Genomic DNA, 24,567 nt, shown 5'->3' on the forward strand with positions numbered 1-24,567 from the left:
TATTGAAAAAACTATGTTTTGAATACTTTTCCCTTATCAAACCTTTTATTGCTCGATATAGAAACTGTGCCATGCTATGAAAGGTTTGAAATGCTTCCGGATGAACTGAAATTACTTTGGGGCGACAAAATTTCCAAAACCGTGCCAGAAAGCCTTACGCTTGATGAAAGCTATTTGCTGAGAGCGGGCATTATGGCTGAGTTTGGAAAAATAATCTGTATATCAGCGGGTTATTTTTATGAAGATGAAAACAACGAGGTTTGCTTTAAAGTTAAAAGTGTTTGCTGCGAAGAAGAAGCAGAAATTTTGCAAAATTTTTTAAAAATAACTGACGGTTTTTTTAAAAGCAAAAAGCACATTGTATTCGGCGGCCATAATATACGTGAGTTTGATATACCGTATATATGCCGGCGCATGCTGATTAATAATATTCCCCTGCCGCCTTATTTGCAGTTGCATGCTGCCAAACCCTGGGAAATTGAAATGATCGATACACTGCAGTGGTGGAAATTCGGTGATTATAAAAATTATATTTCACTTAACCTGCTGGCTACTATTTTGAATGTGCCATCATCTAAAGACGATATAGATGGAAGTAAAGTAAGGGAAGTATATTACGAGCATAAGGACATACAACGCATAGCTACCTATTGTGAAAAAGATGTAATTGTAGTAGCCAATATTATTCTCCGCTTCAAAAACCAGCCTTTGTTGAAGAAAGAAAATATCCAGATAATAAAATAGTTGCAACAGGTTGTTTGTATTTATAAAAACCTCCTATATTTGCAGCCCTCTGGTGCGGTAGCTCAGTCGGTAGAGCAAAGGACTGAAAATCCTTGTGTCGGCGGTTCGATCCCGCCCCACACCACAGTAAAAGCTTCAATTATATTGTTCCCCCAATTAATTGAAGCTTTTTGTTTACTATAACCACTCAAAAAAAACTTGTTCAATTAAACGGAGTTATTATTTTTGCGCCTCAATTATGAACTATAACACACATACACATCATCATCATTTTACCAAAGCATGGTAAGCTGTAATGATTGTATGTAACAATAAAAACATTTCAAACAAAAGGCTTACTTAAACGTAGGCCTTTTTTATTTTAAAATAATGGAAACAAAACTGAAAATAGCCCTGCAGAAATCTGGAAGGCTGTATGATGATTCTGTAAAAATCCTGAAAGAATGCGGTATTGAACTGCAAAACGGCATGAACAAACTGCTGAATGAAGCCATTAATTTTCCCATGCAGATTTTGTTTTTGCGGGACGACGATATTCCACAATATGTTGAAGATGGCGTTGCAGATATTGGTATCGTTGGCGAGAACATCGTATATGAAACCAATAAAAATGTTGAGATTATTGAGAAGCTTGGCTTTGGCAAATGCCGCTTATCTGTTGCTGTTCCGCGTAATGAAAATTATGCTGATGCGCAATTTCTGAATGGTAAACGCATTGCTACAACTTATCCTTTTTTATTGCAAAGTTTTTTAGATAAGAATAAGGTGACTGCAGAGATACATGAAATAAGCGGATCAGTAGAAATCACGCCGGGCGTGGGTTTGGCAGATGCAATATGTGATTTGGTAAGCAGCGGCAGCACCCTGTTTTCAAATGGCTTGAAAGAAACCGAAGTGGTATTGAATTCCCAGGCGGCGCTTATTGGCAACAAAGATCTTTCCTCTGAAAAACAATTGTTGCTTAAAAAATTATTATTCAGGATACAAGCCGTAAAAAAAGCAAAGAAGAATAAATACATTTTATTAAATGCGCCAAACGATAAGCTGGATATAATCTGCAGCCTTATACCCGGCATGAAAAGCCCCACCATTTTACCATTGGGTATTGAAGGATGGAGCTCACTGCATTCCGTGGTGCAGGAAGATGATTTCTGGAACATTATTGAAAGCTTAAAAGATAATGGCGCTGAAGGCATTTTAATTATACCAATCGAAAAAATGGTTTTATGATGCAGGTAATACAATATCCAAAAAAAGAAGATTGGGATGCATTATTAAAACGTCCGTCGCAGGATTTTACAACAGTAAAAAACATTGTTCAAAATATTTTAAATGATGTAAAACAACGTGGTGATAAAGCATTAAAAGATTACACAAAACAGTTTGATAAAATTGAGCTGGATAATTTTTTAATTGATGATGAAGAATGGCAAACAGCTAACAGTATCCCCCACTATCTGAGAGAAGCCATACAGCTTTCTATAAAAAATGTAAGCGCTTTTCATGCCGCACAAAAACAACCGGTTCAAAAAATTGAAACCATGCCGGGCGTTGTTTGCTGGAGAAAAAGTGTTGCCATTGATAAGGTTGGTTTATACATTCCGGGTGGCACTGCGCCATTGTTTTCCACTTTAATTATGCTGGGCGTTCCGGCAAAACTTGCCGGCTGCAAAGAAATTATTTTATGCACACCGCCGCAAAAAAACGGTTGGGTTCATCCTGCCGTTTTATATGCAGCGCAGCAAATTGGCATCACTGAAATATATAAGATTGGCGGCGCACAGGCTATTGCCGCAATGGCTTACGGAACTGAAACAATTAATAAAGTATATAAAATTTTCGGGCCGGGAAATCAATATATAACCTGCGCAAAAATGCTGGTGAATGCTGAAGGCCTGGCCATTGATATGCCTGCAGGGCCAAGTGAAGTTGCTGTAATAGCTGATGAATTTGCTGAACCTGAATTTATTGCCGCCGATCTTTTATCTCAGGCTGAACATGGAAAAGATTCACAGGTAATTTTAGTTGCTGATAATGAAAACATCATTGCAAAAACTATACAGGCTTTGGAAGAGCAATTAAAAGCTTTGCCAAGAAAAGATATTGCTATTGAAGCTTTGCAAAACAGTAAAGCTATTTTGGTAAACGATCTGCATGAAGCGGTTAAATTAATGAATGAATATGCACCGGAACATTTAATCATCAATTGTAATAATGCTGAAGCTATCGCTGAACAAATTACCAATGCGGGTTCTGTTTTTATTGGCAATTATTCGCCGGAAAGTGTTGGCGATTATGCTTCCGGCACCAATCATACTTTACCTACAAATGGCTTTGCAAAAGCTTATAGCGGCGTTTCGCTGGATAGTTTTTATAAGAAGATTACATTTCAGCAATTAACAAAACAGGGTTTACAAAATATTGACAAAGCAGTAACAACATTAGCTGAAGCTGAAGGTTTGCAGGCACATGCAAATGCAGTGAACGTTCGTTTAAAAAATTAAGTATGACTGAATTTAATTTGGATAGCATTCTTCGCAACAACGTAAAAAAATTAGTTCCTTATTCTTCTGCACGCTCAGAGTTTGAAGGTGATGCGCAAATATTTTTAGATGCAAATGAAAACAGTTTGGGCTCAACGCTTGGCAATAACTTTCATCGCTATCCTGACCCTTTGCAAAAGCAATTAAAACAAAAACTCTGTGCAATAAAAAATGTGCCTGTTGAAAATATTTTCGTTGGCAATGGAAGCGATGAAGCGATTGATTTATTAATAAGGGCGTTTTGCAATCCCGGTATTGACAACATCCTCATCTTTCCGCCAACGTATGGTATGTATGAAGTAAGCGCTGAGATAAATGATATAGCAATCAATAAAGTTTTGCTCACAAACAGCTACCAATTAGATATTAAAGCAATAAAAGAAGGTATAGATAATAACACCAAAATCATTTTCGTTTGTTCGCCCAACAATCCAACAGGAAATTTATTAAACACTGCAAGCATTGAATGGCTATTAAAGAACTTTAACGGCATTGTGGTTGTGGATGAAGCTTATATTGATTTTACAGGCACTCAATCATGGTCGCAAAGATTGAATGAGTTTCCTAACCTCGTTGTGTTGCAAACCCTTTCCAAAGCATGGGGCCTTGCAGGATTAAGAATAGGTTTTGCATACTCCTCAAAAGAAATTATCCATGTATTCAATAAAATAAAACCGCCGTATAATATCAGCGAAGCCACGCAGCAACTGGCTTTGCAGGCTTTACAAAATGAACAAAAGGCAAAAGAAAAAACCAATGTATTGGTTCAACAGAGAGAGCGGTTGCTTGAAGAATTTAAGCAATTCGATTTCATTACAACTATCTATCCGTCCGATGCCAATTTCATTTTGGTAAAAGTGGATGATGCAAAAAAATTATACCAATATCTTATTGCAAAAACCATCGTGGTAAGAAACCGCAGCAGCCAGCCTTTATGTGAAAACAGCCTGCGCATAACTGTTGGAACGCCTGGAGAAAATGATGTATTAATCACTACCTTAAAAAATTATAAATAATGAGAAACATATTTGCCCACATAAGTTCAGTTGTTGGCACATTTAATAATGTTATAGTTTTTGAAAAAGCCGTAATCAGCAACCTGTATCGCATACAAAAATCTGGTTACAATCTTTCTTTAATTATTGATGACACATTGCTGAATGAACCTTCTATACAACAAGCCATTAATATTTTAAACGGTGAATTTCAATTTGAAATTATCAACAAACCGGAAAGCATTGCCGGGCATGATTATTTAATTGAGAAAATCAGCGACCAGCTTATTATAAAAACAAAAGAAGACACCAAGACTTGTTCAGACTGGAATGAGATTTACAATTATTTAAAATCGAATGCAAGAAAAATCACACACACAAGAAATACTAACGAAACAAAAATTGCCATTCAAATGAACCTCGATGGCAATGGCGTTTACCATGTGGATACGGGCCTGAATTTTTTCAACCACATGGTTGAACAATTATCAAAGCATAGCCTGATAGATTTAAATTTAAAAGTAGATGGTGATTTGCATATTGATGAGCATCATACTATAGAAGATACTGCTATTGCTTTGGGTGAAGCAATAGCAAAAGCATTAGGGAATAAACGCGGCATTGAACGTTATGGATTTTTATTGCCGATGGATGATTGCCTTGCCCAGGTTGCCATTGATTTTGGCGGCCGTGCATGGCTGGTGTGGGATGTGCAGTTTAAGCGGGAATATGTGGGTGATGTGCCAACAGAAATGTTCTATCACTTCTTTAAATCATTCAGTGATGCGGCAAAATGCAATCTGAATATTAAAGCTGAAGGCGATAATGAACACCATAAAATTGAATCGATATTTAAAGCATTTGCAAAGGCAATAAAAATGGCAGTTGCTGTTAATGAAAACAGCGATGCATTACCTACAACGAAAGGTTTATTATAATGAAAATTGTAATTATAAAATACAATGCAGGCAATGTTTGCTCAGTTGAATTTGGTTTACAGCGTTTGGGCGTTAATGCAGTTGTAACAGATGATGCAGAAGAAATTTTAAGCGCTGATAAAATTATTTTTCCCGGCGTTGGCGCCGCGGGTTTTGCCATGGATTATTTGCGGGAAAGAAATTTAGATGTGGTAATTAAAACCTGTAAGCAACCATTTTTGGGCATTTGTCTGGGCATGCAGTTATTGTGCGCTCATTCCGAAGAAAGCAATACGCAGTGCATTGGCGTATTTGATGAACAGGTGAAAAAATTTACCGGCAATATTAAAGTGCCGCAAATGGGCTGGAATAATATCTACAATTTACAGCAGCCATTGTTTAAAGGATTGAATGAACAGGAATATGTGTACTTCGTGCATAGCTTTTATGTAGAGAAATCGGCGCATACGGCGGCAACAGCAAATTATGGTTTGGAATACAGTGCGGCTTTACAAAAAGATAATTTTTATGCAGCACAGTTTCACCCTGAAAAATCTGGTAAGGCCGGAGAAAAAATCCTGAAAAATTTTATTGAACTATGATTGAAATCATTCCGGCAATAGATGTTATAGAAGGGAAATGCGTAAGGCTTTCGCAAGGCGATTACGATACAAAAAAAATATACAACGAATCGCCCGTTGATGTGGCGAAGATGTTTGAAGATGCAGGCATACAACGTTTGCATATAGTTGATTTGGATGGCGCCAAACAAAGCAGGATCGTTAATATAAAAACATTAGAAGCCGTTGCTAACGCTACAAAACTGAAAATAGATTTTGGCGGCGGCATTAAAACCACCAACGATGTGCAAACTGTTTTAAATGCCGGCGCAACTTTCTTTAACATCGGAAGTATTGCAGTAAAGCAACCTGCAATTGTTGAAGGCTGGATTAAACGATTCGGCGCTTCAAAAATCTTATTGGGCGCTGATGTAAAAGATGAAAACATTATGATACATGGCTGGCAGCAATCGGCCAACATAAATATCTTTAATTATATAAGTGCTTATATAATTAAAGGCATCAACAATATTTTTTGCACAGATATATCCAAAGATGGCTTGCTGCAGGGCGCATCTGTTGATTTATATAAAAAGATACTGGCTGAATTTTCTGAACTGAATTTAATTGCAAGCGGTGGGGTTACTGTTATTGAAGATGTGGATGAACTAAATACCATCGGTTGTTCAGGTGCAATTATCGGCAAGGCGTTGTATGAAGGAAGAATTCAATTATCACAGCTAAAAAAATATTTGCAATAATGCCGCTTACAAAAAGAATAATTCCCTGCCTGGATGTAAAAGACGGGCGCACTGTAAAGGGCGTAAATTTTGTAAACATCCGCGATGCGGGCGATGCCGTTGAGCTGGCCGCTGTATATGCAGAACAGGGCGCTGACGAGCTGGTTTTTTTAGATATAACCGCCACTAATGAAAAGCGAAAAACATTGGCGGAGCTTGTTACAAAAGTAGCCGCAGCAATCAATATTCCTTTCACTGTTGGCGGTGGCATATCGTCAGTGGAAGATGTAAGCGTTCTGCTGAATGCAGGCGCTGATAAGGTTTCTATTAATACGGCAGCTATAAAAAGGCCTGCGCTGATAACAGAGATTGCTAAACAATTCGGTACACAATGCACGGTGCTTGCTGTTGATGCAAAATTTGAAAATAATGCCTGGTTTGTATATTTAAATGGCGGCCGTGTTGCTACTACCATGAATGCAATTGAATGGTTGAAAAAGGCGATTGATTTGGGAGCCGGTGAAATTTTATTAACTTCTATTAATCATGATGGGACTAAACAGGGTTTTGCCAATGAATTAATAAAAGAAGTAGAATCATTTTCATCAGTCCCGGTTATTGCGAGTGGTGGTGCGGGCAGTATGCAGCATTTTGCGGATGTATTTGAAGCGGGTGCAGATGCAGCATTGGCGGCAAGCTTATTTCATTATAAAGAAATAGCTATCCCCAATTTGAAGATGTTTTTAAAAAAAGAAGGTGTAAATGTGCGGATAGCTTCTTAGTGGCCCGGTGGTTCAAAACATTAACCACCAAGGCCCGGAAACACAAAGTTGCACAAAGGCTTCCTGTTGCCATGAAACTATGCAGTACAAGGGAGTGACACAACGAAGATGCCATGAAATACCATAGCTGGTAACATAAAATTTATCAAAATATTTTTTTATAAAATGAGCAATCACGAGCATATAAACATTCCTTCGGAGAATGGAGGCATAAAGCCAGACTTCAATAAATTCCCGGATAAACTTGTTCCGGTTATTGTGCAGGATGCTTTAACCAATAAAGTTTTAATGCTGGGTTATATGGATGAAGCAGCATACAATAAAACTATTGTTGAAGAAAAAGTAACCTTCTTCAGCCGCAGCAAACAAAGGCTTTGGACTAAAGGTGAAACAAGTGGCAACTTTTTGCTGGTTAAAGAAATTTTGCAGGATTGTGATAATGATTGTTTGCTCGTTAAAGCAAACCCTGTTGGGCCTGTTTGCCATACCGGCGCCGATACCTGTTTTAATGAAACAAATGAAGGCAGCTTTTTGCAGCAGCTTGAAAAGATTATTCAATCGAGAAAAGAAACCAGGCAGGAAGGCTCTTATGTAAACAGTTTGTTTAAAAAAGGCATTAATAAGATTGCGCAAAAAGTGGGCGAAGAAGCCGTAGAAGTGGTAATTGAAGCCAAAGATGATAATGAAGGTTTGTTTAAAAATGAAGCAGCCGATCTTTTATTTCATTACCTGATTTTACTTAATGCCAAAGGCATGCGGCTGAATGATATTATAAAAGTGCTCGAAGCCAGGCATGCGGCTGGACCTAACTCCCTGCCTGAGAATGAAGGCGCATAATTTGTAATGCTTTTGTAAAATAAGCCCCTTAAAGGCGTTTCCTTATGAAGGTTGCGGGATAGGGTTTATCTTTGCAACCTTTATGATGCAGACGCTGGACATATTACAAGCTGCGCACCGCGATACTATAGACTCAAGAATGGATTTACTGGAACTGAAAGGACAGGAAATTCCGGGTTCTGCACATTACGTAATCCGCAGGTATAATGCGCCTGATTTTGTGAATATGGAAGATAAGGGCATGCTGGTATATCATTACAGCAAAAACCAGCCCGACGAAAATTTCTTTGAAATGCGCTTTTGCATTACCGGAAACAGGTATTGTTCCGGTAAAAATTGTCTTTCCTGCGGTCAGGCTGAAGATGCCGGTTGTAAAAGCCACAATACGATTGATGTTTTCTCCTTTCATTTTTCAACCAGTTTTCTTTACCAGTTTGTACATAACGTAAAGCTCACAAATCGTAAAGATGAAGTGCTGGCTTTCAAATATCCTTATTCATTCAACAAGCTTTTTCCTGTTTGCAACCGTAAGCGCATGGTGCTTGATGCTATGCTGAATAATAATTTCACCGGCGCACTGGAGAATGTTTATACGAATGCGAAAGTGCATGAGTTGTTATTGTACAGTGTTGAATGCTTGATTGATGAAAAAGAAGAAGGCTTCGCCTGCAAGTTTCTTGAAAATGAAAGTGGCCGCGACAGCATTTACAAAGCACGTGACATTTTACTGGAAAATATAGGCAACCCTATTACCATAAAAGAATTAAGCCGGAAAGTAGCCATTAATGAATGTTATCTTAAGAAAGGCTTCAAGGAAATTTTCGGTACCACCATTTTCGATTTTTACCAGCAGCAACGCATGGAGCACGCAAAATATCTTTTATATGAAAAGAATTTAAGCGTAACAGATGTAAGTGACTTGCTTGGTTATTCCTCCATCTCTCATTTTTCTGCAGCATTTAAAAAGCATACCGGGCTTAAACCTTGTGAGTTGCTGAAATAAATGTATTGTTGTTTAAAGTTGAAGAGTTCACAAGTCGTTTTTATATAGCTGGTACATCTATGCCAGTAATTCCTTTGTTTTTTTGGTTATCATATCGCTGATAGCGCCCTTGAAAAATGACACTGCAAACGGCAGATCAGAATTTATCTGAACATCAGCATCATTCACAATAATATTTCCGGAAAGATCAAAGCCTTTGGCTTTAAAACTAAAATTGCCTTTATTATCCTGCCAGTTTTCCTGCACGTCAGAAACAATGTCTTTCTTATCTTCTTTAAGGTTTGACAAAAGGTTTTTGATGCGGGTTAAAGCTTCTTCTTTGGTAAGGCTGTGCGGTACGCTTAAATTGAGTGCTGACATAGTATAAAATTGAGGAACAAATATATCTTCAGCTATCTAAAGAAATGCCAGAAAAGTTTAAACAATATCCAATTCTTTTATACGTGGCTTATATTCCTGCGGTAAAATCATTGCTTTTAAAAAGCCATCAAGCTTAATCATCCTGGATAATTTATAACCCGGAATTACTATGCGCATTATAGAAAATTTATTAAAGCCCAGCAATGCATGCACCCGTTTTGGCACCAGCAATTTTTGCACTTCGACCAATATATAATAACGAAAAGCGCCAAGATGTTTTTTGTATTGTTTAAACAAATCAACGGTGAATTTACTTTTCACCAGGTCATTCTGAAGATGCGAGGCATAATCCTTCGCCCACGATGTATAATCTGTGGGCAATGCTTTTAAATGCATGCGTTTGCCCACTCTGTAAAACACATCGAACACTTCTTCCTTTTCTGCTGCGGTCAATTTTTTTTCCAACAGTTCATAAGATGCAACAGAGTAGTGAATGAGCATATATAAAACATCCCGGTAAGCCCAATCAGGAATAGCTGCATTCCTGCCTTTTTCAATGGCAGTATGAATAGAGGTTATCCTGTCAATAGCCTTATGTGCATTATCTAAATCTGCAAAAATGATGGCGGTTGCATACGTTACAGTTGAAAATAAACGGCCAATTGGGTCGGCAGGCAATTTGCCCGTGAAGTAAAGCCAGTCAACAGCTTTATTCAAAGCAAATTCAGCAGCAGAGCCGGCGAAAATAAACATTACCGTATCGGCTTTGCCCCATATTTTTCTTACAATAGAGTCTTGTTTAACAAAAAACTCAGCATCATCCTCCATCACTCATTCAATTATTATTCACCGGCAAATATCTTTTATCTTCTTCAATTTCTTTCTAATTGAATATATAGAAGTATTGAATGCTGCTGCACCTGCCTGCCATTTCACAAGGATTATTATAAGGCCTTTTAATTTATTTCTTCATAAGCGTCTATTGGCAACTGCATTTTGGTTAATTCTTCTTCGGCAGAAAATACCATAACTGTTTTACCATCTTTCGCTTCTATGGTTATGGTTGCATGGCGTTCTTTTCCGTGCGTATCTGTAAGCAAACTTTTAAAACTCATACTGCCATTATTCCTGTCTTTCCAATTGCAAACATAATCTGTAATGCCGCCGCTTAATTGTTCATTGTCTTCCGCTGCTGTTACAACAATTTTTCCATCGCCGGTAATTACCGTTATAATGCCGTCTTTACTTCTTACATTACCAGACGTATCAACCATTTCCATTTTTGATGCGTTCCATTTTATCTTTTTATCACATTGTGCATTGGCTGCAAATGCACACATTACAAAAGCGCTTACAAAGAGCGTAAGTTTTTTCATTGTTCCTTTTTTTAAATTAATAATTAAAGTAGATAAATGGTATTGGCTGGAAGGTAAACGATGCTAAAATTAATACCGGCTAAAGCTTACCGGCATTCAAATATGTAAAAGGGTTTTATGAAGGTTAAAAGGTAAATAATACAATTCAGATAAAGATAAAATACAGTAAGGGTTTACAACCTGCTCAATCTTTCAGCCGCTTCCTTTAGTGTACCTTCTTTTTTGGCGAAACAAAAACGTAACACTTTATCATCCCTTTTATTTTGATAAAAGCTGCTTAAAGGAATAGCCGTCACACCGTATTCTTTGGTTAAACGGATGGCAAATTCCATATCATTTTCATCACTTAAATCTTTGTAGCTGTAACACTGGAAATAACTGCCATGCGATGCAAGCGGCCTGAATTTCGTAGTCTTCATCAGGTTTTGAAAATAATCTCTTTTGCGCTGAATGAAATTGCTTAATGATAAATAGGCATCTTCATTATTTAAAAATTCAGCCAATGCATATTGAACAAAACTGTTTACGCTAAAACAGTTGAACTGGTGCACTTTTCTGAACTCATGCATAAGCGATGGCGAAGCGATGCAATAGCCAATCTTCCAGCCGGTACAATGATATGTTTTGCCAAATGAGAAACAAACAAAGCTTCTTTCAAGAAGTTCAGGATAACGCAAAATACTAAGATGTGCAATGTCATCAAATATTAAATGCTCATACACTTCATCGCTTACAATAAAAATATTTTTATGTTTTTGAATGATAAGCTTTAGTTGTTCAATATCGCTTTCATTTATTACAGCGCCCGTTGGGTTATGTGGCGAATTAATAATGATGGCTCTTGTTTTAGCTGTTATCTTCTCATGCACTTTATGCCATGGAATATTATAAGCAGGATATTGCAATTGTATTAAAACCGGCTTTGCTCCATTTACAGTGATGTTGGGGATATAACTATCATAGGCAGGCTCAAACACAATTACTTCATCATCTTTTTTTAGCATACTTGTAAGCGCTGTATAAATGGCATACGTGCCACCCGGCGTTATTGTGATCTGCGTTTCAGCATTGGCATCACTGTTATATAGCTTTTGTATTTTTTGTGCAAGCTTTTCACGCAGCAACGGTACGCCACACATGTGCGCATACTGGTTATGGCCCTGCAGCATGGCTGCATTTACCAACGCAATTAATTCTTCACTCATCATAAAATCAGGAAAACCCTGGCCGAGGTTAATAGCGTTATGTTCCAGCGCCAGCTGGCTCATTACGGTAAATATGGTTGTACCGGTATCGGGAAGTTTGGAAATTAAGCCCCCATCCCCTAAAGGGGAGTATAATTTTAAGTTCACAAGTTTACCGTTTAAATATTCACAAGTTTAATGGTTCACGGGTTTACAACAACCTTTCAACTTATTAACCAATCAACTACTCACGCAACAATGCTGCTACGTTTTTATCGCCCTGCACATTATTCATCTGTCTTAATATCCATTTGCTTTTCCAGCTTACAAAGCGGCTGGCCGGTTTTACAGAGTATATTTTTGGATTGGGCAAACAGGCAATGATCATAGCAGCTTCATTGCGCGATAAGTTTTTTGCATGCTTACCAAAATATTTTTGCGCCGCTGCTTCAATACCAAAAATGCCTTTACCCATTTCAATTGTATTGAGATACACTTCCAGTATGCGGCGCTTGCCCCATATCAATTCTATCAATCCTGTATAAACTGCTTCCAAAGGTTTGCGCACATAACGCAAAACGCCTTCGCCCTGGAACAGGAAAACATTTTTTGCTGTTTGCTGGCTTATGGTGCTTGCCGCAGCGCCTACTGATCTTCCATTTTTGGAAGGGTCGTTGTCCATGCTTTTTGAAATAGCTTTCCAGTCAAAACCATTGTGCATCGGAAATAATTGATCTTCGCCTGCAATGGCAGCCAGCTTCACATTGGATGAAATATCATCCCAGCTTACATAATCTCTTTTTAAACCATAACCGCCAACCCAGTTTGTTAATTGCGTAAAAGTTATGGGTGGCATCAGCCATTTACAAACTAATAAATATATAAGTGAAAGAATAAACCCGTAAAGAATTATCTTGAAGAGACGGCGCAGGAATGTTTTGAACTTTGATTGCTTTTTCGATTTCATTCAAGGCCGAAAGTACTATTAAGATGGTTTTGCATTTATATATTCTATGTGATATTTTTTACCGATAATGTAGGTGGATTTATGCGTTAATCCCAGCACAACGCCTATAGCAAGCACACCTGCCGCAATGCCTATTTTAGGAAGATTATCTGAACCGAAAACAGGTTCATTATCGCTTAATGTATTAATCACATTCAGCAGTAAATAGCCGCCGCCTGCAATGTCAAATATCCATCCGTTCTTTACATAACCAAAGCCCCTGTCTTCTCTCGGAAAAGCATTTAACTGGTTTGGGTGCACCGGCATCAAACCATAATAAGTCGTATCTAAAAAAGGTAATCCAAGCCTGTTGGCATAAGTTCTTACTACGTAAGGCCGCAGGTATAAACTGTCATCCTGGATTTTATAAACCTCAGCCGTTATCCAGTTGCCGTTCTTTAACTGACCGTAAAAATCATTTCCTTTAAACCAGCTTTTTATAACCTTGTTATTTTTTTTAAGCTGAATAAAATCGGATTGTGCAAAAGAAGATGTAAGGGCTAATGCAGCTATGATTGAAAGTATGCAGCTTTTCATTTTTAAAAATACTACGCGGCTTGATAACAGCTTGTTAAAGGTTGCCCGCATGGGCATTGCGTATAAGCATGGTAACAACGATAGCAATTCCAAAACCTGCCAGTATAACCCCTGATATGCGATTGATGATATGAATGTTATGCGGCGTTAATTTCAGCCTGATCTTATTTGCCAGCAATACCTTGGTTGTATCTGCCGCAAGGTTAAACGCAAGGGTTGTAAGAAAAACAACCACCCGGTATTGATCGGGATGTTCCACCAGCTTTGAATCTGCCGTAATAGTTGCTGTGGTGGCAAACCAGAATAATAACGCACCGGGATTTAAGGCATTCATAAAAAAGCCGGAGAAAAAAATACCGGCCAGGTGATGGGTGCGCAGGTTATTGGTTGTAAGCATTCCATTTTCCACCTGCACCTTTCGAAAGAAAAAATTGTAAATGCCTAAAGCTACCAGTAAACTGCTACCTGCAATACCAATAATAAGTTCATGCTCCAGCATAGTATCGAATAAACGGGTGAACATATTGCAAATGATAACAATCAGCACATCACTTACTGATACGCCCGCTATAAACGCATAACCGCCACGATGACCATTATTGAGACTTTGTTTAAGGATAGAAAAAATTACAGGACCAACAGACACACTTAAGAGCAATCCTAAAATTAATCCTTTCACTAATGCTTCAAACATTATGAAAACTTATGGTACATTAATTGGCGGCAAAGTAAAGAATTATTCTTTTTGAAGGGCTGTTAAGATGCATTTCGGGCAAGGATATATTAACATATACCATGGCCGTATATTGTTTTATTCAGGCATAGCTCAAATTTAAAGGTATAACATCATTGAAGATGGTTGTAAATATTAGAGTGCTGTAAAGTGCGTCCTGAGCGGAGCCGAAGGACATGTATATTGAGCGCAGTCGAAATATTTTTTTATTTTAGATAGATGCAGGAACAATACTTTGTTTATATACTTAAATGTTACGATGATGCCTATTTTATAGGGTTGTCAAATGATTTGCTGAAAGATTTCAAATTACATAATGAAGGTGTTTACGAGTTCACCAATATTCGCACCCCTGTTGAAATGATGTATTATGAAGTAATTCCATCTTTACCCGATGCCATAAAAAGGCAACAACAATTGCGTGGATGGACAAGAGGAAAAAAGAAAGCATTGATTGAGCAGAATTTTCACAAATTGCAGCTTTTATCACAATGTCAGAATATGTCGCATAGCAAATACAAAGATTTCGGCTCCGCTCAATCTTCTTCCATCCCTCAAACAACATCCATTACCAAAAGCCCTTCGGCTCCGCTCAGGGCAGGCATTCTCGGTGGCGGACAATTAGGCCGTATGCTCTTACAGGCAGCCGCTAATTATGTAGTTGATACCTATGTTTTGGAAAATGATGAAAATGCACCAGCCGCACATTTATGCCATCATTTTATAAAAGGTGATATCAAAGACTTTGATACCGTATATAATTTCGGCAAAGGGCTTGATGCATTAACTATAGAAATAGAGGCTGTAAATGTAGAAGCATTAGAAAAGCTGGAAAGTGAGGGCGTAAAAATTTATCCAAAGCCAGCGATAATTAAGATGATTAAGAACAAGGTTACGCAAAAGGAATTTTATCAGCAACATAATATTCCTTCACCTGGATTTATCATTACGCAAAACCTGGAAGAATTAAAAAGCCATATAGGTTTTTTACCGGCCGTGCACAAAATAGGGCAAGGCGGTTATGATGGCAAAGGCGTGCAGGTAATAAGAGATGAGGCATCGATAGATAAAGGTTTTGATGCGCCGTCAGTATTGGAAAAAATGGTAAGCATACAAAAAGAGATCGCTGTAATAGTGGCAATGAATGATAAAGGAGAAACCGCCGTTTATCCCGCCACCGAAATGGTTTTTGATCCCGAACTAAACCTGCTCGATTACCAGGTTTCGCCGGCGGATTTACCTGAAACAATTTTAGAAGAAGCAAAAAGCATAGCATTACAGCTTGTAAAAAATTTCAACAGTGCCGGTTTATTTGCTATAGAAATGTTTGTTGATAAAAACAATAAAGTGCTGGTAAATGAATCTGCACCGCGGGTGCATAATAGCGGGCATCATACCATTGAAGCCAGTTATTGCAGCCAGTATGATATGCTATGGCGGATTATGTTAGGTTATCCGCTGGGCAATACAGCAGCCATCCTTCCTTCAGCAATCGTAAACCTGCTGGGTGAAGAAGGCCATAGCGGCCCGGCCAAATATGCAGGCATGGATGAAGTATTAAGCATGAACAATACATTTGTTCATCTTTATGGAAAAACACAAACCAAGCCCGGCAGGAAGATGGGACATGTAACTATCATGAGCGCAGACAAAACTGATTTGCTCAATAAAGTGCATCGCATAAAAAGCACATTAAAAGTAATAAGCTGATATATTTACATTCTTTCCTTAATACATATCAACATGCCAACTAATCAACCTCTCGTCGGTATCATCATGGGCAGCGACAGCGATTTAAAAATTATGCAGGATGCCGCCAATATTTTGAAAGAATTTAATATTCCTTTTGAGTTAACGGTTGTTTCAGCGCACCGCACACCAATGCGTATGGTGGAGTATGCAACAAAGGCGGCAGAGCGCGGTTTAAAGGTAATTATTGCCGGCGCCGGCGGCGCAGCACATTTGCCCGGCATGGTAGCCAGCTTAACAATATTACCGGTTATTGGTGTGCCTGTAAAATCTTCCAACTCTATTGATGGATGGGATTCTGTGCTTTCTATTTTGCAAATGCCGAATGGCGTTCCGGTGGCAACCGTTGCATTGAATGCTGCAAAGAATGCGGGTATTATTGCAGCGCAGATTATTAGCACTTCAGATGAAAAAATAGCGGCGGCTTTAAAACAATACAAAAACGATCTTGAAACATCTGTATTGAATAAAGCAAAGAATTTATCCGCTGAATGGCAAAATAGTTTTGATAATTTTTAATCAATAAAAAAGAAAAGCTGCCATATACAGCAGCTTTCTTTTAACAACAATACAATAAAACTTATAGAGATTTATACATTTAAAAACGCATCAACGCTTTCTGCACATTGCCGTCCTTCGTTAATGGCCCAAACCACCAGCGACTGGCCGCGGCGCATATCACCGGCTGCAAATACTTTTTTATTATTAGTTTGATAGCTTTTATTATCAGCCTTTACATTTTTTCTTTCATCCAGGTCAACCTTCAGGTCTTCCAGCATGCCTTTATGCTGCGGATGTACAAAACCCATAGCCAGTAAAATGAGCTGGCAGGGTATTTCACGTTCTGTTCCGGCAATTTCTTTAAATCCTGCAGCTCGTCCGTCTTCGCCCAATTGCCATTCAAGGCTTATCACTTTAAGGGCTTTTAAGTTGCCTTCCTCGTCTTTTAAAAATTCTTTGGTGGCAATTGCCCATTCCCTGTCGGCACCTTCCTCGTGTGAAGAAGTTGTTTTCAACAACATAGGATAAGTAGGCCATGGCATGTGATGTGTTCTTGACTTTGGTGGTTGGGGCAACAATTCAATCTGCAAAACAGATTTAGCACCCTGCCTTTTAGATGTGCCGATACAGTCGCTGCCGGTATCGCCGCCGCCAATCACTATTACTTCCTTATTAAACGCATTGATGATTTCAGGATAGATATTGCTTTCAATATCACTGTTGGCAAAAGGATTTTTTTCAGCATTGAATTTATTTTGCTGCTTTAAAAATTCCATGGCAAAATGCACGCCTTTGGCATCACGGCCAGTCGCCGGCAAATCCCTTGGAATGGTTGAGCCACCGGCCACAACAACTGCATCATAATTATCCAGTATTTCCTTTACCGGAACGTTTACACCCACATTAGCATTGCATTTAAATTCAATGCCTTCTTTCTCTAATATATCAAGCCTTCTGTCAATCACCCATTTTTCCAGTTTGAAATCGGGGATGCCATAGCGCAATAAACCGCCAGGCACATCATCTCTTTCAAAAACGGTAACAGAATGGCCCGCATAATTCAACTGTGCGGCAGCCGCAAGCCCTGATGGCCCTGAGCCAATAACGGCCACTTTTTTGCCGCTGCGCACATTTATTTTTTTAGGTTGAACAAAGCCATGTTCAAAAGCAATCTCAATAATATGCTTCTCAATTTCCTCAATGGTTACCGGCGGGTTATTGATGCCGAGCACACAGGCTGTTTCGCAGGGTGCAGGGCAAATACGGCCTGTGAACTCCGGGAAATTATTGGTGGTGCTTAAAATATCGTACGCTTCCTTCCAGCTTTTACGATATACGGCATCATTAAATTCAGGAATAACATTGCCAAGCGGGCAGCCGCTATGGCTGTGGCAGAACGGAACACCACAATTCATACATCGTGCAGCCTGGTGATTTAATTCCGTTTCACTGAACCGGCCCACAAACTCATGGTAATTTTTAAGCCTTTCCTGCACCGGTACCTTTGCCGGCGTTGCTCTGTCAAATTCTAAAAACCCTGTTGTCTTGCCCATAAGCACACTTTTCTTTATAGGAGGATAACTATTTAAAGTTGGTGATCAAAAAATTTATTTCACTGCGGTTTCTGATTCAGACTCAGATTCGGCTTCTGCCATACGCTGGCTGAGCGCTTTCTTGTAATCTTTAGGGAATACTTTTATGAAATTCTTTAACTGGTTCTCAAAATCTTCCAGCATAAACCTGGCAACTGTGCTTCCGGTTGTGAGATAATGTTTATGAATGAGTTCTTTTAAACCAATTTCATCTTTTTCATCCACCGGGTCAAGATCTACCATTTCCACGTTGCAGTTTTCCGTGAAGTTTCCATTCACATCATACACAAATGCAATACCACCGCTCATGCCTGCTGCAAAGTTTTTACCTGTGCCGCCAAGTATTACTGCAATACCACCGGTCATATATTCGCAACCATGGTCGCCCACGCCTTCCACTACAACCGAAGCGCCTGAATTTCTTACACAGAAACGCTCGCCGGCTTTACCGCGAATGAACACTTCTCCATCTGTTGCGCCATAGAGCGCCACATTGCCGATAATAATATTTTCTTCCGGAACATAAGTGGCTTCCTGTGCGGGATAAACAATAAGTCTTGCACCGCTCAGGCCTTTTCCGAAATAATCATTGGCATCGCCTTCCAGTTCAAGCGTAACGCCTTTTGTATTAAAAGCGCCGAAGCTTTGGCCGGCTGTTCCTTTAAATTTAAAATGAATGGTATCATCCGGTAAGCCTGCTGCCTTATGCACTTTCGTTATTTCGTTGGAAACAATGGTGCCGGTAGTGCGGTCTGTATTTTTTATATCAAATTCTGCATACACTTTTTCTTTGCTGAGGATGGCTGGCTGCGCTTTTTCCAGCAGCTTCCAGTCGAGCACGCCTTCCAGCACATCATCCTGGCTTTCGCTGCAATAAACGGCAGCATTTAACGGCGCCGGGGCTTTGAATAATATTGCAGAAGCATCAATATTTTTAAACTTCCAGTGCGTAATATTATCGCGCATTTCAAGGCAATCTGCCTGGCCAATCATTTCATTCACCGTCCTGAAGCCAAGCTCGGCCATTATTTCCCTTAATTCCTGTGTAATAAACCTGAAGAAGTTAATTACGTGTTCAGGATCGCCGGTAAACTTTTTGCGCAAATTTTCATCCTGCGTAGCCACACCCACAGGGCAGGTATTCAAATGGCATTTACGCATCATAATACAACCTTCTACAATTAAAGCTGCGGTTGCAACGCCCCATTCTTCAGCGCCCAATAAAGCTGCAATAGCAATATCGCGGCCTGTTTTCATCTGGCCATCGGCCTGCACTACAACCCTGTCGCGCAACCTGTTTGTAACCAGTGTTTGATGGGTTTCGGCCAATCCAAGTTCCCAGGGCAAACCCGTGTGCCTGATAGAGCTTACCGGTGAGGCGCCTGTACCACCATCGTGACCGGAAATTAATACCACATCAGCCTTGGCTTTTGTAACCCCGGCAGCAATGGTGCCCACACCTGCTTTACTTACCAATTTTACATTCACCCGCGCTTTACGGTTGGCATTTTTCAAATCAAATATTAATTGCGCTAAATCTTCAATAGAATAAATATCGTGGTGCGGTGGTGGCGAAATCAAACCCACGCCCGGTGTTGCGTGACGAATGCGGCCAATCCATTTATCTACTTTATGGCCAGGCAGTTGCCCGCCTTCACCAGGCTTGGCGCCCTGCGCCATTTTGATCTGCAATTCATCAGCTTCCGTTAAATAATAACTGGTTACGCCAAAACGCGCCGAAGCTATTTGTTTGATAGAACTGCGCATGGAATCGCCGTTTGGCAATGGTGTGTAACGCACATCGTCTTCACCGCCTTCGCCGGTATTGCTTTTACCGCCGAGACGGTTCATGGCAATAGCCAATGTAGTATGTGCTTCCCATGAAATGGAGCCAAAGCTCATAGCACCGGTAGCAAAACGTTTATAAATATTTTCTGCAGGTTCCACTTCATCAATAGAAATAGCCGGCCTTGTTTTTTTGAACTTGAAAAGACTGCGTAAAGTGCATGCCTTTTCACTTTGATCGTTAACTGCAGCCGAATATTTTTTAAACAGGCTGTAGTCATTCTTCCTGGTTGAATATTGCAGCAGGTGAATGGTGGTGGGGTTGAATAAATGAAATTCCCCTCTTGCCCGCCATTGATATACGCCGCCAACAGGCAACCTTTCGCCTAAATTCTCTTTCTTGCTGAAAGCATAGAAATGTTTGGCCAGCACTTCGTTGGCAATTTCATCAAGCCCCATGCCTTCAATACGGGAAATAGCGTTGGTGAAATATTCATCAACTACTGCTTTGTTTATGCCCAGTATCTCAAAAATTTGTGCGCCCTGGTAAGATTGCAGGGTAGAGATACCCATTTTTGAGAACACTTTTAATAAGCCGTTATTAACAGCTTTTATATAATTCTTCTTTAACTGCTCTTCAGATAATTCCTGCGGTATTTTACCGCTTTCGCGTAAATCTTTTATGGTAGCTAAAGCCAGGTATGGGTTGATAGCTGTGGCGCCAAACCCAATCAGGCAGGCAAAATGGTGCACTTCCCAAACATCGCCGGCTTCTACAATAATACCCACATTTCCCCGCAGGCCTTTCTTGGTTAAATGATGATGCACTGCAGAGCAGGCTAATAAAGATGGAATAGAGGCATGTTCTGAATCTATTGCCCTGTCCTGTAAAATAAGTACTTTAAAATCATCTTTTACGGCATCTTCCGCATAGCGGCAAAGCCTGCTTAAACCGGCTTCGAGCGAACCGGGGTTTCCATCAGCCCTGAAATAACATTGTAATGTTTTTGCCTGGAACATACCGGTATCAATACTGCGTATTTGTTCCAGTTCATAATCGGTAAGAACGGGCTGCTTTAAAGAAACGCTGTGACAGGCAAGCGGGTTTTCAACCAGTATATTTCCAATATTACCTGCAAAAGTGTGCAGCGACATCACCAGCCTTTCCCTGATAGGATCGATTGGCGGATTGGTTACCTGTGCAAATAATTGTTTGAAATAAGAACTTAAATGCTGTGGCTGATCGCTTAAAATTGCCAGCGGAATATCAGTACCCATTGAACCAATAGGTTCTTTGCCATCAACCGCCATCGGTGTGATAATATTGTCAAGCTCTTCAGAGGTATAACCAAAGGCTTTCTGATATTTAAACACCTGGTCAGGTTTTAGCTGGGAGAAAGTAATTCTCGGCTCCGGCAATTCTTCCAGGCGGATCTTATACTTATTCAGCCAGTCGGCATAAGGTTGCTGGGAACAAATTTCCTGTTTTAGTTCTTCATCGCTGATAATTCTTCCCTGCTTCATATCAACCACGAACATCTTACCCGGCTGCAATCTTCCTTTTTCAATTACCAGGGATTGGTCAACCGGCAAAACACCGGTTTCAGACCCCATGATAACGCGCCCGTCTGAAGTAACACAGTAGCGTGAAGGGCGAAGACCGTTGCGGTCTAATGTTGCACCTATAATATTACCATCGGTGAAAGTGATAGATGCCGGTCCGTCCCACGGCTCCATGAAGGCAGAATGAAATTCATAAAATGCTTTTTTAGCGGCGTCCATTTTTTCATCCTCGTCCCAGGCTTCAGGGATCAGCATCATCATTACATGCGGTAATGAGCGGCCGCAAAGCGTGAGCAGTTCTATCATATTATCCAAGCATGCAGAATCAGACTGGCCGGGCGTTACAATTGGCAATAATAAATTCATTTCCTCCGGGGAAAAATAAGGCGAAGTGAATGATTTATTGCTGGAACGCAGCCAGTTTAAATTGCCCTGCAGCGTATTGATCTCGCCATTATGCGCCATAAAACGGAATGGCTGTGCAAGCTTCCACGAAGGAAAAGTATTGGTAGCAAACCTGGAATGCACTAACCCAAAACCACTTACAAGTTTTGGATTTTTAAGGTCGATAAAATAGTTACGTACCTGGGCGCTGGTGAGCTGGCCTTTATATACAATAGTTTTATGGGAGAGCGATGCTATATAAAACCCAACTTCGTCTTCCCCAATACTTTTATTAATAAGATGGGAAGCATAGTTACGCAGCACAAAAAGCTTGCGCTCAAACGCTTCCGGGTCGTAAATGTGATTGGGGCATTTAATAAAAACATGCTCAATGTGCGGCTCAACGCTTAAAGCCGAAAAACCAATCTCCGTATCATCTACCGGCACTTTCCTGTAACCAAGCACTTTAAGGTTCAATGCATCGGCACATTTGCTAAACAGCATGCGTGACTCTTCATAATGCTCTTTATCTTTTGGAAAGAAGATAACACCCACGCCATACCTGCCATAATCCGGCAATGTAAACCCAAGCTTTGAGCATTCTTCCTTAAAAAATGCATGGGGCATTTGTATCATAATGCCTGCGCCATCGCCTGTATTATTTTCACAACCACAAGCGCCGCGATGCTCCATATTTTCAAGCACAGTAAGCGCATCAGAAATTGTTTGATGGCTTTTCTTGCCCTTAATATCAGCAACAAAACCAATACCGCACGAATCGCGGTCAAAAGATGGGTCATACAACCCGTAATTACTTGCCATAGGCATGCACTTTACAGAATTTCAGTTTAATTTATTAATAAATTTTTATTCGTATGGCAGGCGAGGGTTTCAAGATACGGAAATCGGCAATTAACAGGTGTTAGTTTAATATATAAACTTTAATTTTTGAGGTAAACCAAATGAAAATTTGGTTATTTTTTATGATAATCCTGCACAGCTCAGTTAGCAATCATTTCTCTTGCATTTTCAATTGCCGCAGCAGTAGGTTTTTCGCCAGAGAGCATTTGGGCAATCGCCTGGATGCGTTCATCTGTATTTAACTGGCGGATATTTGTATTAACCATATCATTTTTTACCTGCTTGTACACATAAAAATGCACATCGGCTTTACCGGCTATCTGCGGCTGATGGGTGATGGAAATTACCTGCCTTTGTTTGGCCAGTTGTTTTAAAATTACACCTACCTGTTTGGCAGCTTCACCGGAAATACCGGTATCAATTTCATCAAATATTAAAGTAGGCAGGTTTATTTTTTCTGCCACCAGCGATTTTATGCAAAGCATTAGCCTGCTTAGTTCACCGCCGCTGGCCACTTTGCGCAATGGTTCAAAGCGGTTGCTTTTATTAGCATCGAACAAAAACTCAATTGCATTTTTGCCAAATGCATGCAACGCAATATCACTAACCACAACTTTAATTACTGCATTCGGCATGCCTACCTGCGCAAGCAAACTGTTCACATTTTTTTCAAATGCATCCACCACTTTTTTTCGCTTTGATGAAAGTGTTTCCGCCAATGTTTCAAGCTGCTTTAATTGCCGGTCAAATGTATTTTGGGTGGAACGGATAGCTTCATCAATATTTAAAACATCATCTAATTTTTGTTGTAATGTTTCTTTTATCTCAAGCAATTCTTTGGTTGATTGAACGCCATGTTTTTTCTGTAGTTTATAACCAACTGCCAGCCGCTCGTTTATAAAATTGATGCGCTGTTCATCGTAGTTTACATCATTGTTTAAATTTTCCAGTTCATTGCCGATATCGGCCAGTTCAATTTGTGTGCTTTGCAGGCGTTTGATTATTTCTTCAAGGTTTGCATTAAAAGAAGCAAAAACGCTTAGCTTATTTACCAGTTGCTTTAATGTTTGAACAATGGGTTGCTCACTTTCTTTTAATTCATATACCGAAGTTTCTAAAGCCATTTTAATTTCTTCTGCATTACTCAATAACTGCAGTTCATTATCTAAATCTTCCAGCTCATTTTCGCTGAAGTTAGCCTCATGCAGTTCATCAAATAAAAACCGGTTATAATCAAGCTCCTTCTGAAAATTATTTTTAGATGCAGTTAATGCTTCTAATTGCTGTTGTGTTTGCTTCCATTCACTATACATGCCAATATATTCTGCAAGCAATCGTTCATTGCCGGCGAGCGCATCCAATACTTCACGCTGAAAATCGCTGTCGCCTAATTCGAGTGTATCAAATTGCTGGTGCAGGTCAACCAGCATGGAAGCCAGTTGTTTTAATTGCTGAATATTGGCAGGGGTATCATTTATAAAACCACGGCTTTTTCCATTCGCCGCAATCTCACGCCGCAAAACGAGTTCATCATCTTCACCATAATCATTATCATTTAAAAACTTTACAACATTCCTTCGCTTTTCTATATTAAAGATGCCTTCAACAAAACATTTTTTTTCTTTGCTTAATAAGGAAGATGAGTCGGCGCGTTCACCCAAAATCAAACTTAAAGCACCCACCAGAATACTCTTACCGGCGCCGGTTTCGCCGGTAATAATATTGAAGTGTTCAGAAAAATTTATTTCGATGAAATCTATGATAGCGTAGTTCTGTATAACAAGCTTTGAAAGCATGAGGCAAATTAATATAAAA

The 24,567-nt window shown here is 39.6% G+C and carries 22 protein-coding genes and 1 tRNA gene; 13 read left to right on the plus strand and 10 right to left on the minus strand.

What is annotated here, in order from left to right; all coding sequences use genetic code 11:
- Positions 1-18: 18 nt before the first annotated feature.
- The 11 genes from BM015_RS03905 (at position 19) to BM015_RS03955 (ending at position 9,121) form a co-directional block, all read left to right on the plus strand.
- A complete protein-coding gene (locus BM015_RS03905) occupies positions 19-744 on the plus strand; it encodes a 3'-5' exonuclease (RefSeq protein WP_218148419.1) in 726 nt (241 codons plus the stop codon).
- 51 nt (positions 745-795) lie between these two features.
- Positions 796-868 (plus strand) — tRNA-Phe (locus BM015_RS03910).
- A gap of 245 nt (positions 869-1,113) precedes the next feature.
- The gene (gene hisG, locus BM015_RS03915) at positions 1,114-1,974 is read left to right on the plus strand and encodes an ATP phosphoribosyltransferase (RefSeq protein WP_090654646.1); all 861 of its coding nucleotides are present in this window, start codon (positions 1,114-1,116) and stop codon (positions 1,972-1,974) included.
- On the plus strand, positions 1,971-3,248 hold the full coding sequence (gene hisD / locus BM015_RS03920; protein WP_317040512.1) for a histidinol dehydrogenase: 1,278 nt from the start codon (positions 1,971-1,973) through the stop codon (positions 3,246-3,248). The genes hisG and hisD overlap by 4 nt, the downstream gene beginning before the upstream one ends.
- 2 nt (positions 3,249-3,250) lie before the next feature.
- Entirely contained in the window at positions 3,251-4,303 is a 1,053-nt protein-coding gene (gene hisC, locus BM015_RS03925; protein ID WP_090654648.1) for a histidinol-phosphate transaminase, read from the plus strand.
- A complete protein-coding gene (hisB, locus tag BM015_RS03930; RefSeq protein WP_090654650.1) occupies positions 4,303-5,220 on the plus strand; it encodes an imidazoleglycerol-phosphate dehydratase HisB in 918 nt (305 codons plus the stop codon). Before hisC ends, hisB begins: the two co-directional genes overlap by 1 nt.
- On the plus strand, positions 5,220-5,801 hold the full coding sequence (gene hisH / locus BM015_RS03935; RefSeq protein ID WP_090654653.1) for an imidazole glycerol phosphate synthase subunit HisH: 582 nt from the start codon (positions 5,220-5,222) through the stop codon (positions 5,799-5,801). The genes hisB and hisH overlap by 1 nt, the downstream gene beginning before the upstream one ends.
- Positions 5,798-6,520, plus strand: coding sequence for a 1-(5-phosphoribosyl)-5-[(5-phosphoribosylamino)methylideneamino]imidazole-4-carboxamide isomerase (hisA, locus tag BM015_RS03940; RefSeq protein ID WP_245751206.1), 723 nt, complete (start codon positions 5,798-5,800; stop codon positions 6,518-6,520). The genes hisH and hisA overlap by 4 nt, the downstream gene beginning before the upstream one ends.
- On the plus strand, positions 6,520-7,281 hold the full coding sequence (hisF, locus tag BM015_RS03945) for an imidazole glycerol phosphate synthase subunit HisF (RefSeq protein WP_090654655.1): 762 nt from the start codon (positions 6,520-6,522) through the stop codon (positions 7,279-7,281). Before hisA ends, hisF begins: the two co-directional genes overlap by 1 nt.
- A 165-nt stretch (positions 7,282-7,446) precedes the next feature.
- Positions 7,447-8,118: a bifunctional phosphoribosyl-AMP cyclohydrolase/phosphoribosyl-ATP diphosphatase HisIE gene (gene hisIE, locus BM015_RS03950; protein WP_090654657.1), complete on the plus strand. Its 672-nt coding sequence runs from the start codon at positions 7,447-7,449 to the stop codon at positions 8,116-8,118.
- Positions 8,119-8,200: 82 nt separating this feature from the next.
- On the plus strand, positions 8,201-9,121 hold the full coding sequence (locus BM015_RS03955) for a helix-turn-helix domain-containing protein (RefSeq protein ID WP_090654660.1): 921 nt from the start codon (positions 8,201-8,203) through the stop codon (positions 9,119-9,121).
- Between the two features lie 57 nt (positions 9,122-9,178).
- Here the strand turns inward: BM015_RS03955 and BM015_RS03960 are convergent, their stop codons facing one another.
- The 7 genes from BM015_RS03960 to BM015_RS03990 all read right to left on the minus strand — a co-directional run bounded on the left by BM015_RS03960 (position 9,179) and on the right by BM015_RS03990 (position 14,278).
- The gene (locus BM015_RS03960) at positions 9,179-9,481 is read right to left on the minus strand and encodes a polyhydroxyalkanoic acid system family protein (RefSeq protein WP_090654662.1); all 303 of its coding nucleotides are present in this window, start codon (positions 9,479-9,481) and stop codon (positions 9,179-9,181) included.
- Positions 9,482-9,538: 57 nt separating this feature from the next.
- Complete coding sequence (locus tag BM015_RS03965) at positions 9,539-10,309, minus strand: oxygenase MpaB family protein (RefSeq protein ID WP_090654664.1); 771 nt, start codon at positions 10,307-10,309, stop codon at positions 9,539-9,541.
- Between the two features lie 128 nt (positions 10,310-10,437).
- Positions 10,438-10,857: a hypothetical protein gene (locus BM015_RS03970; RefSeq protein ID WP_090654666.1), complete on the minus strand. Its 420-nt coding sequence runs from the start codon at positions 10,855-10,857 to the stop codon at positions 10,438-10,440.
- 173 nt (positions 10,858-11,030) lie between these two features.
- A complete protein-coding gene (locus tag BM015_RS03975) occupies positions 11,031-12,209 on the minus strand; it encodes a methionine aminotransferase (protein ID WP_245751208.1) in 1,179 nt (392 codons plus the stop codon).
- 76 nt (positions 12,210-12,285) lie between these two features.
- A complete protein-coding gene (gene mtgA, locus BM015_RS03980; RefSeq protein WP_090654671.1) occupies positions 12,286-13,008 on the minus strand; it encodes a monofunctional biosynthetic peptidoglycan transglycosylase in 723 nt (240 codons plus the stop codon).
- Between the two features lie 18 nt (positions 13,009-13,026).
- The gene (locus BM015_RS03985; protein WP_143075742.1) at positions 13,027-13,584 is read right to left on the minus strand and encodes a hypothetical protein; all 558 of its coding nucleotides are present in this window, start codon (positions 13,582-13,584) and stop codon (positions 13,027-13,029) included.
- A gap of 34 nt (positions 13,585-13,618) precedes the next feature.
- Positions 13,619-14,278: a LysE family translocator gene (locus BM015_RS03990; protein WP_245751209.1), complete on the minus strand. Its 660-nt coding sequence runs from the start codon at positions 14,276-14,278 to the stop codon at positions 13,619-13,621.
- Positions 14,279-14,536: 258 nt separating this feature from the next.
- Here BM015_RS03990 and BM015_RS03995 point away from each other — a divergent pair, with 258 nt between their 5' ends.
- Together BM015_RS03995 and purE are read left to right on the plus strand one after the other, a co-directional pair.
- Entirely contained in the window at positions 14,537-16,027 is a 1,491-nt protein-coding gene (locus BM015_RS03995; RefSeq protein ID WP_245751211.1) for a 5-(carboxyamino)imidazole ribonucleotide synthase, read from the plus strand.
- 33 nt (positions 16,028-16,060) lie between these two features.
- The gene (gene purE / locus BM015_RS04000) at positions 16,061-16,585 is read left to right on the plus strand and encodes a 5-(carboxyamino)imidazole ribonucleotide mutase (protein WP_090654676.1); all 525 of its coding nucleotides are present in this window, start codon (positions 16,061-16,063) and stop codon (positions 16,583-16,585) included.
- A gap of 71 nt (positions 16,586-16,656) precedes the next feature.
- On the opposite strand, the gene BM015_RS04005 is transcribed toward purE, so the two are convergent.
- From BM015_RS04005 to recN, 3 genes are all read right to left on the minus strand, one after another.
- Positions 16,657-18,120, minus strand: coding sequence for a glutamate synthase subunit beta (locus tag BM015_RS04005; RefSeq protein WP_090654678.1), 1,464 nt, complete (start codon positions 18,118-18,120; stop codon positions 16,657-16,659).
- A gap of 54 nt (positions 18,121-18,174) precedes the next feature.
- A complete protein-coding gene (gene gltB / locus BM015_RS04010; RefSeq protein ID WP_090654680.1) occupies positions 18,175-22,713 on the minus strand; it encodes a glutamate synthase large subunit in 4,539 nt (1,512 codons plus the stop codon).
- 179 nt (positions 22,714-22,892) lie between these two features.
- Positions 22,893-24,548, minus strand: a complete 1,656-nt coding sequence (gene recN / locus BM015_RS04015) for a DNA repair protein RecN (RefSeq protein WP_090654682.1) — start codon at positions 24,546-24,548, stop codon at positions 22,893-22,895.
- Positions 24,549-24,567: the final 19 nt, after the last annotated feature.

The sequence above is a fragment of the Parafilimonas terrae genome, assembly GCF_900115755.1.
Taxonomy (GTDB): Bacteria; Bacteroidota; Bacteroidia; order Chitinophagales; family Chitinophagaceae; genus Parafilimonas; species Parafilimonas terrae.

Coding starts and splice junctions, on each gene's coding strand:
- BM015_RS03960 (WP_090654662.1), bottom strand. CDS start 9,481: ATGTCAGCACTCAATTTAAGCGTACCGCACAGCCTTACCAAAGAAGAA.
- gltB (WP_090654680.1), bottom strand. CDS start 22,713: ATGGCAAGTAATTACGGGTTGTATGACCCATCTTTTGACCGCGATTCG.
- BM015_RS03995 (WP_245751211.1), top strand. CDS start 14,537: ATGCAGGAACAATACTTTGTTTATATACTTAAATGTTACGATGATGCC.
- purE (WP_090654676.1), top strand. CDS start 16,061: ATGCCAACTAATCAACCTCTCGTCGGTATCATCATGGGCAGCGACAGC.
- hisC (WP_090654648.1), top strand. CDS start 3,251: ATGACTGAATTTAATTTGGATAGCATTCTTCGCAACAACGTAAAAAAA.
- BM015_RS04005 (WP_090654678.1), bottom strand. CDS start 18,120: ATGGGCAAGACAACAGGGTTTTTAGAATTTGACAGAGCAACGCCGGCA.
- hisA (WP_245751206.1), top strand. CDS start 5,798: ATGATTGAAATCATTCCGGCAATAGATGTTATAGAAGGGAAATGCGTA.
- hisG (WP_090654646.1), top strand. CDS start 1,114: ATGGAAACAAAACTGAAAATAGCCCTGCAGAAATCTGGAAGGCTGTAT.
- BM015_RS03970 (WP_090654666.1), bottom strand. CDS start 10,857: ATGAAAAAACTTACGCTCTTTGTAAGCGCTTTTGTAATGTGTGCATTT.
- BM015_RS03990 (WP_245751209.1), bottom strand. CDS start 14,278: ATGTTTGAAGCATTAGTGAAAGGATTAATTTTAGGATTGCTCTTAAGT.
- hisIE (WP_090654657.1), top strand. CDS start 7,447: ATGAGCAATCACGAGCATATAAACATTCCTTCGGAGAATGGAGGCATA.
- mtgA (WP_090654671.1), bottom strand. CDS start 13,008: ATGAAATCGAAAAAGCAATCAAAGTTCAAAACATTCCTGCGCCGTCTC.
- BM015_RS03985 (WP_143075742.1), bottom strand. CDS start 13,584: ATGAAAAGCTGCATACTTTCAATCATAGCTGCATTAGCCCTTACATCT.
- recN (WP_090654682.1), bottom strand. CDS start 24,548: ATGCTTTCAAAGCTTGTTATACAGAACTACGCTATCATAGATTTCATC.
- hisD (WP_317040512.1), top strand. CDS start 1,971: ATGATGCAGGTAATACAATATCCAAAAAAAGAAGATTGGGATGCATTA.
- BM015_RS03955 (WP_090654660.1), top strand. CDS start 8,201: ATGATGCAGACGCTGGACATATTACAAGCTGCGCACCGCGATACTATA.
- BM015_RS03965 (WP_090654664.1), bottom strand. CDS start 10,309: ATGGAGGATGATGCTGAGTTTTTTGTTAAACAAGACTCTATTGTAAGA.
- hisF (WP_090654655.1), top strand. CDS start 6,520: ATGCCGCTTACAAAAAGAATAATTCCCTGCCTGGATGTAAAAGACGGG.
- hisH (WP_090654653.1), top strand. CDS start 5,220: ATGAAAATTGTAATTATAAAATACAATGCAGGCAATGTTTGCTCAGTT.
- hisB (WP_090654650.1), top strand. CDS start 4,303: ATGAGAAACATATTTGCCCACATAAGTTCAGTTGTTGGCACATTTAAT.